The organism is Rhizobium sp. KNZ14-9A (genome assembly GCF_056755015.1).
Map to the genome: position 1 here is coordinate 2,483,350 of NZ_JBPGXB010000002.1, position 15,185 is coordinate 2,498,534.

The window sequence follows — 15,185 nt, forward strand, 5'->3', positions numbered from 1 at the left end:
TTTGTTGAAGAGCTTGCGCCTCAATCCTTCTTCTGCGGCGGGATCGGGCGGATCGCCAGTTCGCGCAGCTGAGTGGGCGTTGCCGGGGTCGGCGCGCCCATCAAGAGGTCCTGAGCCTGCTGGTTCATCGGGAAGAGCGAAATCTCGCGCAGGTTCTTGGCGCCGACGAGCAGCATGACGATACGGTCGATACCGAAGGCAGCACCACCGTGCGGAGGCGCACCGTACTGGAAGGCACGGTAGAGGCCGCCGAAACGATCCTCGACGTCCTGCTGGCTCAAGCCCACCTTTTCAAACGCGGCGACCATGGTTTCCGGCGACTGGTTACGGATCGAACCCGAGGCGATTTCGAAGCCGTTGCAGACGGCATCGTATTGGAACGCCTTGATCGTCAACGGATCCTGGTTGGTCAGCGCATCGAGGCCGCCCTGCGGCATCGAGAACGGGTTGTGCGCGAAGTCGACCTTCTTTTCTTCTTCGTTCCATTCGAAGAACGGGAAGTCGACGATCCAGCACAGTTCGAAGCGGTCGCGATCGACAAGGTTCAGTTCCTCACCCGCCTTGGTACGGGCTTCACCGGCGAACTTGTAGAACTTGGCGGGATCGCCGGCAACGAAGAAGCAGGCGTCGCCGTCACCAAGGCCGAGCTGCGTGCGGATCGCGTCGGTGCGCTCCTCGCCAATGTTCTTGGCAAGCGGACCTGCGCCCTCGAGCTTTTCGCCTTCCTTACGCCAGAAGATGTAGCCGAGGCCTGGCTGGCCGGTCGACTGCGCCCAGGCGTTCATACGGTCGCAGAAGGCTCTGGAGCCGCCGGTCTTGGCCGGGATCGCCCAGACCTGAACCTTCGGGTTGGAGGCGATCATGTTGGCGAAGACCTTGAAGCCGGAGCCGGCGAAATGGTCGGTCACGGCTTCCATGACGATCGGGTTGCGCAGGTCCGGCTTGTCGGAGCCATACTTGCGGATTGCTTCGTCATAGGGGATGCGCGGCCATTCCTTGGTGACCGGCTTGCCTTCGGCAAATTCTTCGAAAATGCCTGATATCAGCGGACCCATCGTGTTCCAGACGTCTTCCTGGGTCACAAAGCTCATTTCGAGGTCGAGCTGGTAGAATTCGCCCGGCAGGCGGTCGGCGCGCGGGTCTTCGTCGCGGAAGCAGGGTGCGATCTGGAAGTAGCGGTCGAAGCCGGCAACCATCAGCAGCTGCTTGTACTGCTGCGGAGCCTGCGGCAGGGCGTAGAAGGTGCCGGGATGAATGCGGCTCGGCACGAGGAAGTCACGCGCGCCTTCCGGCGAAGAGGCCGTCAGGATCGGCGTCGTATATTCGGTAAAGCCGACATTGCCCATTTCACGGCGCATGGCGGAGATCACCTGCGTGCGCTTGACAATGTTCTTGTGCAGCGTTTCGCGACGCAGGTCGAGGAAGCGATACTTGAGGCGAACGTCTTCCGGATAGTCCGGCTCGCCGAAGACCGGCAGCGGCAGTTCCTTGGCGGCAGAGAGAATTTCGATCTCCTGCGCGTAAAGCTCGATCTCGCCCGTCGGCATGTTCTTGTTGACGGTGTCTTCGGTACGCGCCTTGACGAGACCGTCGATCCGGATGACCCATTCGCCACGAACGGTCTCTGCCTGCTTGAAGGCGGGCGAATCCGGATCGGCAACGATCTGCGTCGTGCCGTAATGGTCGCGAAGGTCGATGAACAGCACGCCGCCGTGATCTCGGACACGATGGACCCAGCCGGAAATACGGACGGTCGAGCCGACGTCCGACTTGCGAAGAGCGGCGCATGTGTGGCTGCGGTAGCGGTGCATGATCTCAAATCCTGGCATTTGGCTTAAGACGGCGGCATGGCCGAAGACCTGCAGCGCCGACAAGAAAATCGGGCGGAAAAGCGCATGGACGCTCTGATTTGTCAAGGCTTGGCACAGCCGACGGGCCGTTTGCCCCCTCGTTTCCGAAGGAGCTGGCGCGCTCTCGCTGCGGCAGTTTGGCCGAAGGCGGCATATTGCTGAAGACGGCAGTCAACTTTAAAAGGAGGCATCATTCAAGATGGAACCTACCGATGCCACTCCTCACACGCCGCAACCTGCTCAAGGCTTCCGCCGTCGCCGGCGCTTATGGCGCGGGCATGGCGATCGCAGGGCGGTTCGGGTTAGCCGAGGCCGCGCCCGAGCCGCGTGTGCTGACGGCACGCAAGACCGAGGCGCAAATCGTCGATGCCGCGCCGACCCGGGGCATCATGACATGGGGCGATGATGGCCTGCCGCCGGTGCTGCGCATGCCGCGGGGAAAGCCCTATGCGGCGCGGCTCACCAATAGCCTCGACGAACCGACGACGATCCACTGGCATGGGCTGCGCATCGACAACAAGATGGACGGCGTACCCTTCATGACGCAGCCCTATGTCTATACGGGCGACAATTTCGACTATCTCTTCACGCCGCCGGACGCCGGCACCTTCTGGTATCATCCGCATTGCAACACGCTGACCCAGATGGGCCATGGCATGACGGGCGTGCTTGTCATCGAAGACCCGTCCGATCCCGTCTTCGACGCGGAGGTCGTGCTTAACCTGCGCGACTGGCGGCTTGGCGGCGACGGTCAGTTCATTGTTCCCTTCCGCCCGCGCGATGCCGCCAAGGCCGGCACATATGGCACCGTGCGCACCGCGAACTGGCATCAGGAGCCGAAATATGATGCGCCGGCCGGCGGGCTGATCCGCCTGCGCATCGCCGTCACTGATGTGACCCGCGTCTTCCAGATGAAGATGGAAGGCGCCGATGCGACTGTGATCGCCGTCGACGGTAATCCGGTGCCTAAACGCTTCCCGCTGGATCTCCTGCAGATCGGACCGGGACAGAGGCTCGACCTCGCGGTTCGAATGCCTGACAGTGAGGGCGCAGTCGCGGCGCTGGAAGACATTCGCGGCACGACGCCGAAGGTGATCGCGAGCTTGCGGGCCACCGGGCAGTCACTGAAGCGCAATATCGGCGATCTCGGCGCGCTCGCAGAAAACCCGGTGCCGAAGGCTGATCTCTCTTCGGCAGAAACAATCCCGCTCGTGCTTTCCGCCACAGCGGAGAATGCGGCCGTCGACAGCATCTGCGGCACGCTCGGCTACAGCTTCTGGGCTATCAACAAGGTGCCGTGGCCGGGCGATACGCCCGATCCGACCGCACCGCTCGCTGAACTGAAACTCGGCAAGAGCTACGTCTTCAATCTGGAGAACGTCACGCCGCATGCGCACCCGATCCATCTGCACGGCATGAGCTTCACCGTCATCTCGTCATCAACGCGCGAGGTGATGCCGCTCGTTTCGGACACCTATCTCATCCAGCCGGACGAGAAGGTGCAGCTCGCCTTTGTCGCCGACAATCCCGGCGACTGGATGCTGCATTGCCATATCATCGAGCACCAGAAGACGGGCATGACGAGCTATCTTCGCGTGGTTTGATATTGCTTGGCTCTCGGTCGTCGTGCGGTGATACAGCGTAAAGGCCCGCTCCTATGAGCGGCATTAAAATCTTCGCCTTTATTATCCTGCCGGCGATGGTCGCCATCGATGGATGGGTTGCCGTGCTTGCAAACGAATGCAGCACTCGCAGAAAGCACCGGCTGCACCCCGGCGAATAAGGCTTCACGAAGGCGAAGGCCCCGCTCACCGTATTGACATATCTCTTCGAAAGGGGAAGGAAGGTTTAACTGACCTCTTCCTTGCGAATGAATTGATATGATCGAAACCACCGCCGATCTGGCGGCCGCCTGCAAAGAGCTGGCCAAGTCCGATTTCATTACCATCGATACTGAATTCCTGCGTGAGACAACCTTCTGGCCGGAACTGTGCCTGATCCAGATGGCGAGCCCGACGGTGGAGGTGCTGGTCGATCCGCTGGCAAAAGACATCGATCTTGCGCCCTTCTTCGAACTGATGGCCAATCCCGATGTGCTGAAGGTGTTTCATGCCGCGCGGCAGGATATCGAAATCATCTTCAATCGCGGCAACCTGATCCCTCATCCGATCTTCGACACACAGGTCGCCGCCATGGTCTGCGGTTTCGGCGACAGCGTTTCCTACGATCAGCTCATCAGCCGCACCAAGAACGTCCATATCGACAAGTCTTCGCGCTTCACGGACTGGAGCCGCCGGCCGCTTTCCGACAAGCAGCTCGAATATGCGCTGGCGGACGTTACCCATCTGCGCGACGCCTATCTCTACCTCAAGGCGGAACTGGAGCGCGAAGGCCGCGCCTCCTGGCTGCGCGAGGAAATGGACATTCTGGAATCGCGCGAGACCTACGATATCCACCCTGACGATGCTTGGCAGCGGCTGAAGCTGCGCCTGCGCAAGCCGCAGGAGTTGGCGATCCTGAAATATGTCGCCGCCTGGCGGGAACGCGAGGCGCGGTCGCGTAATGTGCCGCGCTCGCGCGTGCTGAAGGACGACGCGATCTATGAGATCGCCCAGCAGCAGCCGAAGGACGCCGAGGCTCTCGGCCGCCTGCGTACGATTCCGAAGGGCTGGGAGCGCTCGGCCACAGGTGCTGCGGTTCTCGAGGCGGTCAACACTGCGCTGGCGCTGCCACGTTCCGAAATGCCGCATGTGCCGCGACAGGCACAGCCGCCGGAAGGTGCGGCAGCGGCCGTCGAGCTTCTCAAGGTGCTGCTCAAGCTGATTTCCGAAAAGCACGGCGTGGCGCCGAAGGTAATCGCCAACAGCGACGATCTGGACAGAATTGCAGCTGAGGGCGAAACGGCCGAGGTCGCGGCCATGCATGGCTGGCGGCGCGATCTTTTCGGCGAACCGGCGCTGCAGCTCATCCGCGGCGAAATTGCCCTGCGCTTTGCAGGCCGCAAGGTCGAGACCGTCGCTCTGCAGCAGTGAATCTGAAAACTCTTGACCACCGCCCCGCGCCGGAAACAATAGCCGAATGAAGTGCTTCGGCGAAAGGTCGGCATGAGAGAGATATCCCCGGCGCAGAACTGGATCCTGATTGCGCTCGTCCTGGCGCTCAGCGGCGTGGTCTATGATCTGTACTTCTTTACCGGCCAGACGCCCGTCATCGGAGCGATCTTCGCGCTTTTCATCGGCATACCTATCCTAGCCTTCGAGCGCAAGGTGTTTCTACGCGGCCTCTACCGGCGTATTCAGAGGCTACCGACCCTTCTCTTCATCATCTCCGAACTCGTGATCTACGAAATCCTGATGAGCATCGGCTTTGCGGCAGCCGGTTTCCTCCTCGCCGTGCTCGGTGCGCTGAAGCCGCCGAAGATGATCGACGTGCTGATCATGCCGTTCGATGTTTTCCTCTACGCACTTGCCGTCTGCGCCACGCTGATCTTCCTGCTCAGGGTGCGCGAATTGCTGGGCCGCGAAGTCTTCATCAGCATGCTGATCAGCCGCTATCGCAGACCGGTAAAGGAAGAACGCGTCTTCCTGTTCATCGATCTCGCAGAGTCCACCGCCTTTGCGGAAAAGCATGGTGACCTGCGCGCACAGCAGCTTCTGAGTTCGCTGTTTGCCGCCTTCGCCGAGCCGGTGCGGCGTCACAAGGGCCTGATCAACGACTATGTCGGCGATGCGGCGATCATCACCTGGCCCTTAGCGCGCGGCGTCAAGGATGCGCGCTGCGTGCGCTGCCTTTTCGATATCCTCGCCGATATCGAAGCCAATGCCGCAAGCTGGAAGAAGAGTTATGGCCAGGTGCCGAAACTGAGGGCCGCCCTTCATGGCGGCAGCGTCATTACGGCCGAAGTCGGCGTCGATCATCACAAGATCAGCTTCTTCGGCGATACGGTGAACACCACCTCGCGGCTGGAGTCGCTCTGCCGGACACTGAACCGGCCGGTGCTGATATCCGCCGAGCTTGCCCAGCGTATGACGCTGCCTGAGGAAATTATCGGCGAAAACCTCGGCAATCACGCCGTGCGCGGCCGTGGCCAGGGGCTCGATGTCATCGCACTTTCCTCGCGCGCGGTGACCGTCCTCAATCAACCAGCGACCCTCAGGCGCGGTTGAGACGGGGCTTTATCCACCCGTCACCAAAGCTTCACCCAATCGTCAATGTGCCGACATGAATGCCCTGCTAAGCGGATGGCGCTTTTGCACTCCTTTCTATGGGGACATCATGAAGAACGTTCTTTTCGCTTCCGTATCACTTTTCATGCTCGTCGCAGGCTCCGCCTCCGCCGACCAGCAGCTTTTCCCGGCAAAGCTCACCGGCCAGGCCATCCTGCCTGCCAACACGCTGAGCCCGGCTCCGGCCGATGCGCCGGCTTTTCTCAAGACCTCCGGCAAATTCACCACCCCGGACCGCAAGCGCACCGAAAAACTCGGCACGGTTGACGGCAAGGACGGCGCCCGCGTCACCGACGTCAAGCTGCCGCTCGACGGCCAGCCGATCCAGGGCTTCTCCGGCATCAAGACCATGCCAGACGGCACCTTCTGGACGCTCTCGGACAACGGCTTCGGCTCGAAGTTCACCTCCTCCGACTCCATGCTGTTCCTGCATCAGCTGAAGTTCGACTGGAATGCCAACAAGGTTGACGTCGTCAAGAACGTCTTCCTGTCCGACCCGAACAAGATCGCTCCGTTCCCGATCGTCACGGAAGCCTCCGACACCCGTTATCTGACTGGCGCCGACTTCGACATCGAATCCATACAGCCGGTTGCTGACGGCTTCTGGCTCGGCGACGAATTCGGCCCCTACCTCCTGAAAATCGACACCGAAGGCCGCCTAACCGACGTCATCCCGACGACGCTCGATGGCAAGACGGTCCTGTCTCCCGACAATCCGCTGATCCAGCTGCCGGCCAACCCGGCTGCCAAGATGCCGGCCTTCAACCTCAAGCGCTCCGGTGGCTTCGAGGGCCTCGCCATGTCGAAGGACGGCTCCAAGCTCTACGGCCTGCTGGAAGGCGCCATCTACAACGACGGCCAGATGGAAACGGTTGACGGCCACACCGCCATCCGCGTCATCGAATTCGATGTCGCTTCCAAGAAGTGGACCGGCCGCAGCTGGCTCTATCCGTTCGAAGACAAGGGTGCTTCGATCGGCGACTTCAACATGCTCGACGAGTCCACCGCCCTCGTCATCGAGCGCGACAACGGCGCCGGCACGAAGGACAAGGCTTGCGCCGATCCCAAGCAGCCGAAGCCCGATTGCTTCGAAGCTCCGGCCGAGCTGAAGCGCGTCTACAAGATCGAGTTCAACGATGCCAACGCCGGCAAGGCCGTTCGCAAGATCGGCTATATCGACCTCCTGAACATCCAGGATCCGGACAACAAGAAGAAGGCCGGCGATATCCCCGGTGTCTACAACATGCCGTTCGTGACGATCGAAAACGTCGACCGCGTCGACGCCACGCACATCATCATCGGCAACGACAACAACCTGCCGTTCTCGGCCGGCCGTGCCGTCGACAAGGCTGACAACAACGAATTCAGCATTCTCGAGGTCAGCGAGTTCCTGAACGCGAAGTAATTCGGGTTTGGTGTGAGATTGAGGGGGCGGTGCGAGAGCGCCGCCTTTTTTGTTTCCCGACCTGTGTCGGGCTACCTCCGCCGGAGAAGGTCTATTCGAACCGGAATGCCAGCCGCTTGTTGGTCAGCTTCGACAACTGCTGCAGGCGGCCATCCAGCCGCTCGCCGGCGAAGTCGTGGTATTCGTGCGGCACCACGAATTCGAGATCGAGATCAGGTGACGAAGCTTTGCGGAAGGTCAGGTCGCGCACGATGCCAGGCATGGAGGCCGAGAACAGGTAGACGACGCGCAGTATGCCACCCAGCAGCTTGGCGCGATCGACGAATTGCGGACCGGCGATCAAAGAGAGTGGCGCGGTAGAGCCGTCGTCGTGCAGGCCTTCGAAGCGGTAGTAGTTGGTCAGCGCGATGAAGGCGCGGCCGGGATGGCTGATGCCGACGAAGGAGGAGTGGGCAATAACGTTCAGCGCCTGGGCACCGCGATAGTCGGGATGGGCGCGCCAGCTGATATCGGCCAGCAGGCAGGCTGCCTGACGATAACGGCTTTCCTCATCGGTTTCCTGAATGCCGAAGAACGGCATCATGCGGCCGGTCCAATCGGCCAGTTCGCGGGCATGTTCCGGCGAACGGGCACGCAGGATGGCAAGCTCACCGGCCGCGGCAAGCAACGGATCGGCGCGGCGTTCGGATTCGGACAACAGCGAAAAGAGATAGCCTTCGCGCACACCCTGCGCAGAGAAGGAAATCATTGAAGGCTTCATGGCGTTCAGCACTTCCTTCATGGCGATGGCGCCGAAGGGCAGCAGCGAACGGCGGTGCTTGGAAACCGCCTGCAGAGCCGGTTCCTTGGAATCCTTGGCCGTGACGACCTGATCCAGGAACTGCGTCATACCTTCAAGAGAGACTTCATAGCCCTGCATCATATGCAGTGGATAACGGGTGATCTCCATGTGCAGCTTGGCAATGTTTCGCCAGGTGCCGCCGACGGCATAGAAGGTGCGCCCCTCCCCTCTGGAGAGAAGCTTGGCGGTCTTGACCTGCTTGCGGGCAAAAGCGCGCGCTTTAGCGAGCGACCCGCCGGCATATTCGGACAGGCGCAGACCGCCTAGTGGCAGGGTAATACCGCCGCTGACATCCTTGCCCCTGATATCGATTAGCTCCAGAGAACCGCCGCCAAGATCGCCGGCAATGCCATCAGGATTGTAAAAGCCGCTGATGATACCGAGCGATGCGAAGCGCGCCTCCTCCTCACCTGAGAGTATGCGGACATGGCGCTGCAGGATCGTCTCAGCCTGATGGATGAAATCGGGACCGTTGCTTGCCTCACGCGCGGCGGCCGTCGCCAGCACATACATGGTGGCGGCACGCGCCTGATCGGAGAGAGCCTTGAAACGATGAAGGGCCTGAAGCGCGCGTGCGACGCTTTCTTCATCCATCTTGCCGGTCAGGGCTATGCCCTTGCCGAGGCCGCAGAGGACCTTTTCGTTGAAGAGGATGGTCGGTGACCGAGACAGGCCTTCGTAGACGACCAGACGGATAGAATTCGATCCGATATCGACAACGGAGACCGGGGCGATACCCGGAAGTCGCCCCTGGGCTTCAGATTCAACCATTAGGTCCAGTTTACTTGTTGTTTCGGCCTTCAAGCAGACCGGCGATCAGCTTCGGCGCACTCGATTTCAGAGCTTCACCGCGGCCGGACAGGCTGGGATTGGTCATGAAATATTGCTGCGCATTAAACGGTTCTTCGCCCTTGCGCACTTCCATGCGCCGTGACGTACCGTCGGGCAATATCTCGTAGCTTTGTTGATTGTCAATCACGTTGCCGAGCATAATCTGTGACAAAACCTGCTCGTGGACGGTCGGATTCGTCAGCGGAACGAGGGTTTCGACGCGGCGATCGAGGTTTCTCGGCATCATGTCCGCTGAGCCGATATAGACGAGAGCCTTGTCGGACGGCAGGCCATGACCATTGCCGAAGCAGAAGATGCGGCTGTGCTCGAGGAAGCGGCCGACGATCGATTTGACGCGGATCTTGTCGGAGAGGCCCGGCACCTGGGGACGCAGGCAGCAGATGCCGCGCACGACGAGATCGATCTCGACACCGGCACGGCTCGCCGTATAGAGCGCGTCGATAATATCGGGGTCGACCAGCGAGTTCATCTTCATCCAGATCGCCGCCGGCCGGCCGGCGCGGGCATGTTCGATCTCTTCGTTGATGTGGCGAAGGATGCGCGGGCGCAGCGTGTAAGGCGAAACGGCAAGCTGCATCCCTTCTTCCGGCTCACCGTAACCGGTGATGAAGTTGAAGATGTTCGCCATGTCGTGGGCGATCACAGGGTTGCAGGTGAAGAAGGACAGATCCGTGTAGATCTTCGCGGTGATCGGATGATAGTTGCCGGTGCCGAGATGGCAGTAGGTGCGCAGCTTGCCTTCCTCACGACGGACGACGAGCGACATCTTGGCGTGGGTCTTGAGCTCGATGAAGCCGAAGACGACCTGCACGCCGGCGCGCTCAAGGTCGCGCGCCCAGCGGATATTGGCCTCTTCGTCGAAGCGGGCCTTGAGCTCGACCAGCGCCGTCACCGACTTGCCGGCTTCGGCTGCGTCGACCAGGGCGCGCACGATCGGGCTGTCGTTGGAGGTGCGGTAGAGTGTCTGCTTTATCGCCAGAACATCAGGATCGTGCGCAGCCTGGAGAAGGAACTGGACCACCACATCGAAGGACTCGTAGGGATGGTGGACCACCATGTCCTTTTCTCTGATGGCGGCGAAGCAATCACCGGCGTGTTCACGGACACGTTCTGGAAATCGCGCATTATAGGGCGGAAAACGCAGGTCGTCGCGCGGTGCCTTGGTGATTTCGGAGAGCGTGTTGAGCGCCAGCAGGCCGGGCAGAACGGCAACGCGGTTATCCGGAATGCTGAGTGCCTGAACCACGAACTGGCGCAGCGAGGCCGGCATTTCGGAATCGGTCTCGATGCGGATGACCTTGCCGCGGCGGCGGCGCTTGAGCGCGGTTTCGAAGAAGCGCACGAGATCCTCGGCCTCTTCCTCGACTTCGATATCGCTGTCTCTGATGACGCGGAACGTACCTGAGCCCTGCACCTCGTAACCCGGATAGAGACGGTGGATGAAGATGTTGGCGACATCTTCCAGCGTAATATAGCGGATCGTGTTGCGATCGTCTGGCAGGCGGACGAAGCGGTCGAGCGCCGGCGGCAGGCGCAGCAGCGCTGTCATTGGATCGCGGCCGCTGCGGCTGACGAGTTGAAGGCCGATCGAGAAGCCGAGGTTCGGAATGAATGGGAACGGATGGGCAGGATCGATGGATAGCGGCGTCAGGACCGGGAAGATCGATTGCTCGAACTCGTTTGCCAGCCACTGACGGTCGGCATCGCTGAGCGCACCTGGACGCACGATCAGGATGTCTTCCTTGGCGAGATACTGCTGCAGGACGGCGAGCGAGGCCTGCTGCTCCATCTGCAGATGATCGATCTCACTCAGGATCGAATCGAGCTGTTCGGCGGGAGTGCGGCCATCAGGGCTCTTGACGACGATGCTCTGGCGCACTTGGCCTTCGAGGCCGGCGACACGCACCATGAAGAATTCGTCGAGGTTGGCGGCCGAGATCGACAGGAAGCGCACGCGCTCCAAGAGCGGATGCTCGGTGTTCAGCGTCTCCTCGAGGACGCGGCGGTTGAACTGCAGCCAGGAGAATTCGCGGTTGATGAAGCGCTCAGGGCTGGAGAGAAGCTGCTCCAGCGGCGGTTGGTCCGCGCTGTTGTCCGGAGTGGGTTCCTGATGTTCCTGGTATGCGCTGTCCATGGTCCACTCACCCTGCTTCAATCGCTTTCGGCGAATATATCAGTTTCACGACGGAACTGTGACAGTCAATCGCCCGAGCCGGAATTTCCCAATTCATTCAATACTTCAGCTGCTAGCGAACGGGTAATCCCCGTGCCTCTGGAAAGCGCCAGCCGATCGAGCCTTTCGACAATCGTCTGGGCGGCGTTGAGCGACCGCTCCATGCGATTGACGATATAAAGGACGAGTTTGTCATCTATATAAAGCTGCCGGTCGGCGAAGAGCTTGACGATGACCTGCGACAGCAATTCCTCGTCCGGTTCGCCGATCTCGACGACCGTCGCAGCCTTCAGGCGCGAACGCAGATCGGGCAGCGTGACCGGCCAGGACATGGGCCAGAGGCGGCTTGTCATCAAGAGGCTGGTGCCGTTTTCCCGCACGCTGTTGATGACATGGAAGAGCGAGGCGTCATCGAAGCCTGTCCGGTCGACGTCCTCGAACAACACGGGACCGTTGGCGGCCGCGACGGCCGCATCGGAACCGGCCAGGGGATGGATGATTTCCGCCCCGCTCAGTTCCTTCCAGATGCCGGCGAGATGCGATTTTCCGGAGCCGACGGGACCGGCAAGGATGACGACCGGCGACGGCCAGTTCGGCCAGGCATCGACGATCGAAACCGCGGCAGCGAGACGTTCCGACATCAGGAGGTCGTCGCGGCCGGTTGCAGCGTCATGCGAAAAGGCCAAGGGAAGCTGTTCTCCGGCCTTGCGCTTCGGATCAGCGTTCTTCACGTCATTCATCGGAAACAGATTTCGTCTTCCCGGCCCGGTCGCTCGTCAACCTGCCATAGTAGAGATCGCTTTGAAGGTAGCGCGAAAGCGCAAAGCGGACAAGGACGCCAACAGCAGCAGCGGCCGGCACCGCGATCAGCAGGCCGACGAAACCAAAGAGCGCGCCGAAGGCAAAGAGCGCGAACATCAGCCAGACGGGATGCAGGCCGACGCTGGAGCCAACGAGCTTCGGCTGGAGGATGTTACCTTCCAGAAACTGGCCGCTGAAGAAGACGGCGAGAACAGCGACGATCCAGACATAATCCGGCCAGAACTGGACGATCGCCACGCCGATTGCGAGCACAAGCCCGACCATCGAGCCAACATAGGGGATGAAGCTGATCATGCCGGCGAAAAGCCCGATGAGCAGGCCGAAATTCAGGCCTACGATTGAGAGGCCAACAGCATAATAAATGCCGAGGATGAGGCAAAGCGAACCCTGCCCTCTGATAAAGCCGGCAATCGCCTGATCCATCTCCCTGGCAATCTGGCGCACGTCGTTCACGTAATCGCGCGGCACCCACTGATCGACCTTGGCGACCATACGATCCCAGTCGAGCAGGATGTAGAAGGCGACAACCGGCGTGATGACGAGCAGCGAGATAACGTCGACGATCGCCTTGCCGGAATTCCAGATCTGGGCAAAGAGCCCCGTCAGAAAACCCATGCCTTCCGACAGGATGCTGGAGAAATTATTCTTGATGGTGCCGAGCTGGCTTTTGATCCAGCCAGGCAGCACGGAATCCTGGTAGTCGGCGATGAATTGCTGCAGCAGGGTGATATAGCCCGGCAGGCGCTGGGCGAAATCGTTGAACTGCGTGATGAGGACGGGAATGAGGATCATCAGCGCCAGCACGAAGACGATGACGAAGGCCACCAGAATGACGATGGTTGCCATCAGGCGGCTCAAGCCAAACCGCTCCAGCCTGTCGGCCACCGGATCGAGAAAATAAGCGATCGTCATGCCGGCAATGAAGGGCAGCAGGATCGAGCTGAAGATGTAAAGGAAAGCGACAAAGACAAGCAGAACCGTCGCCCAGAAGATGACCTGGCGCTTTAATATCGTTCCGCTGACCTGTTGTGGCATCGCTTCCCCGCTGATCGCTCGCCCCTGCCCATGCCGCTTTAGAACGACCATGGCCGCTCCAGCACATAGGATGGAGGCGCAAAGATGGTCAACCCTATTGCACCGAATCCGGAAAGCGCACAGGGATTAGCTGGAAAATGGGGGCTTTTCCCTTGCAACGCTTGCATAAAGCGCACTCTCATGCAATTGCGACCGGCATGTGACGCGGTCCTTTATCCGCAGCTTTAAATCCTCCGGAGATCAGCATGAGCCAGTCTGGGAAAAACGGTCTGACCTATAGCGATGCAGGCGTCGACATCGATGCCGGAAACCTGATGGTGGAGAAGATCAAGCCAGCCGTGCGCTCCACGCGCCGTCCGGGCGCCGATGGCGAGATCGGCGGCTTCGGCGGGCTATTCGATCTCAAGGCCGCAGGCTTTGCGGATCCCGTGCTGGTTGCCGCCAATGACGGCGTCGGCACCAAGCTGAAGATCGCCATCGATGCCGACTATCACGACACGGTCGGTATCGACCTCGTCGCCATGTGCGTCAACGATCTCGTCGTGCAGGGCGCCGAGCCGCTGTTCTTCCTCGACTATTTCGCGACCGGCAAGCTCGATCCGGATCAGGGTGCAGCGATCGTCGGCGGCATCGCTGCCGGCTGCCGCGAGGCGGGCTGTGCGCTGATCGGCGGCGAAACGGCGGAAATGCCGGGCATGTATTCCTCGGGCGATTATGATCTCGCCGGCTTTGCGGTGGGTGCGGCCGAACGCGGGAAGCTGCTGCCGTCGGGCGATATTGTGGAAGGCGACGCCATTCTCGGCCTCTCCTCCTCCGGCGTTCATTCCAACGGCTTCTCGCTGGTGCGCAAGATCGTTTCGCTTTCCGGCCTCGGCTGGGATGCGCCGGCGCCGTTTGCCGAGGGCAAGAAGCTCGGCGAAGCGCTGCTGACGCCGACCCGCATCTATGTGAAGCCGCTTCTGAAGGCGATCCGCGAGACGAGCGCGCTGAAGGCGCTTGCCCATATCACCGGCGGCGGTTTTCCTGAAAATATTCCGCGCGTGCTGCCGAAGCATCTTGCCGCCGAGATCGACCTTGCTGCCGTCAAGGTGCCGCCGGTCTTCTCGTGGCTTGCCAAGACGGGCGGCGTCGAGGCCAAGGAGATGCTGCGCACCTTCAACTGCGGCGTCGGCATGATTGTCGTTGTCGCCGCAGAGAATGTTGCAGCAGTCTCCCAGGCGCTTGAAGCGGAAGGTGAAAAGGTGGTGACGCTCGGCCGCATGGTCGCCCGCACCGAGGGCGAAGCCGGCGTTATCTACAAGGGCACGCTCGCTCTATGAACTCGCCGCGCAAACGCACCGTCGTCTTCATTTCCGGCGGCGGCTCCAACATGATGGCGCTGCTGCAGGCGGCAAAGGCTCGGGATTATCCGGCCGAGATCGTCGGCGTGATTTCCGACAAGGCAGATGCAGGCGGGCTGGCCAAGGCAGCGGCGGAGGGCATTGCGACCTTCGCTTTCGTGCGCAAGGACTATGCCAGCAAGGACGCGCACGAGGCGGCGATCCTTGCCGCGCTTGACGAGCTTTCACCCGATATCATCTGCCTCGCCGGCTATATGCGGCTGCTCTCGGGCGCCTTCATCCAGCGCCATGAAGGCCGGATCATCAATATCCACCCTTCCCTGTTGCCGCTCTTCCCCGGGCTTCATACGCATCAGCGGGCAATCGACGCCGGAATGCGGATTGCCGGCTGCACCGTGCATTTCGTTACCGAAGGCATGGATGAAGGCCCTGTTATCGGCCAGGCGGCCGTGCCTGTGCTTGCGGGTGATACCGCCGATGCGCTGGCGGGACGCGTACTGACGATCGAACACCAGCTCTATCCACAGGCGCTGCGGCTCTTTGCTGAAGGCAAGGTGAAGATGGAAGGCGGGAAAGCGGTTGGAGCGACCGCTTCCGCCACCGCGCCGAAATCCCAGCTTATTTCGCTGATCGGCGACTAG

At 60.9% G+C, this 15,185-nt stretch carries 11 protein-coding genes; 6 read left to right on the top strand and 5 right to left on the bottom strand.

Going from position 1 to position 15,185, the window contains the following annotated elements; all coding sequences use genetic code 11:
- Positions 1 to 20: 20 nt before the first annotated feature.
- Positions 21 to 1,811 carry an aspartate--tRNA ligase gene (aspS, locus tag ACR9ZQ_RS19065; RefSeq protein WP_113324290.1) on the bottom strand — a complete coding sequence of 597 codons (1,791 nt, stop codon included), beginning with the start codon at positions 1,809 to 1,811 and terminating at the stop codon, positions 21 to 23.
- Between the two features lie 251 nt (positions 1,812 to 2,062).
- Here aspS and ACR9ZQ_RS19070 point away from each other — a divergent pair, with 251 nt between their 5' ends.
- The 4 genes from ACR9ZQ_RS19070 (at position 2,063) to ACR9ZQ_RS19085 (ending at position 7,481) form a co-directional block, all read left to right on the top strand.
- On the top strand, positions 2,063 to 3,454 hold the full coding sequence (locus tag ACR9ZQ_RS19070) for a multicopper oxidase family protein (protein ID WP_481428532.1): 1,392 nt from the start codon (positions 2,063 to 2,065) through the stop codon (positions 3,452 to 3,454).
- A gap of 276 nt (positions 3,455 to 3,730) precedes the next feature.
- Complete coding sequence (rnd, locus tag ACR9ZQ_RS19075; protein WP_310382892.1) at positions 3,731 to 4,882, top strand: ribonuclease D; 1,152 nt, start codon at positions 3,731 to 3,733, stop codon at positions 4,880 to 4,882.
- A gap of 72 nt (positions 4,883 to 4,954) precedes the next feature.
- Positions 4,955 to 6,016, top strand: a complete 1,062-nt coding sequence (locus tag ACR9ZQ_RS19080; RefSeq protein ID WP_481428533.1) for an adenylate/guanylate cyclase domain-containing protein — start codon at positions 4,955 to 4,957, stop codon at positions 6,014 to 6,016.
- A gap of 109 nt (positions 6,017 to 6,125) precedes the next feature.
- The gene (locus tag ACR9ZQ_RS19085; protein ID WP_481428534.1) at positions 6,126 to 7,481 is read left to right on the top strand and encodes an esterase-like activity of phytase family protein; all 1,356 of its coding nucleotides are present in this window, start codon (positions 6,126 to 6,128) and stop codon (positions 7,479 to 7,481) included.
- Positions 7,482 to 7,572: 91 nt separating this feature from the next.
- Here the strand turns inward: ACR9ZQ_RS19085 and ppx are convergent, their stop codons facing one another.
- The 4 genes from ppx to ACR9ZQ_RS19105 form a co-directional block, all read right to left on the bottom strand.
- Positions 7,573 to 9,093, bottom strand: a complete 1,521-nt coding sequence (ppx, locus tag ACR9ZQ_RS19090; protein ID WP_481428535.1) for an exopolyphosphatase — start codon at positions 9,091 to 9,093, stop codon at positions 7,573 to 7,575.
- A 10-nt stretch (positions 9,094 to 9,103) separates the two neighbouring features.
- Positions 9,104 to 11,308, bottom strand: a complete 2,205-nt coding sequence (locus ACR9ZQ_RS19095) for an RNA degradosome polyphosphate kinase (RefSeq protein ID WP_481428536.1) — start codon at positions 11,306 to 11,308, stop codon at positions 9,104 to 9,106.
- Positions 11,309 to 11,373: 65 nt separating this feature from the next.
- On the bottom strand, positions 11,374 to 12,087 hold the full coding sequence (gene hdaA, locus ACR9ZQ_RS19100) for a DnaA regulatory inactivator HdaA (protein WP_481428537.1): 714 nt from the start codon (positions 12,085 to 12,087) through the stop codon (positions 11,374 to 11,376).
- Positions 12,080 to 13,204, bottom strand: coding sequence for an AI-2E family transporter (locus tag ACR9ZQ_RS19105; protein ID WP_310382886.1), 1,125 nt, complete (start codon positions 13,202 to 13,204; stop codon positions 12,080 to 12,082). The genes hdaA and ACR9ZQ_RS19105 overlap by 8 nt, the downstream gene beginning before the upstream one ends.
- A 245-nt stretch (positions 13,205 to 13,449) precedes the next feature.
- On the opposite strand from ACR9ZQ_RS19105, the gene purM reads away from it, so the two are divergent.
- Positions 13,450 to 14,523, top strand: coding sequence for a phosphoribosylformylglycinamidine cyclo-ligase (gene purM / locus ACR9ZQ_RS19110; protein ID WP_481428538.1), 1,074 nt, complete (start codon positions 13,450 to 13,452; stop codon positions 14,521 to 14,523).
- On the top strand, positions 14,520 to 15,185 hold the full coding sequence (gene purN / locus ACR9ZQ_RS19115) for a phosphoribosylglycinamide formyltransferase (RefSeq protein ID WP_481428539.1): 666 nt from the start codon (positions 14,520 to 14,522) through the stop codon (positions 15,183 to 15,185). The genes purM and purN overlap by 4 nt, the downstream gene beginning before the upstream one ends.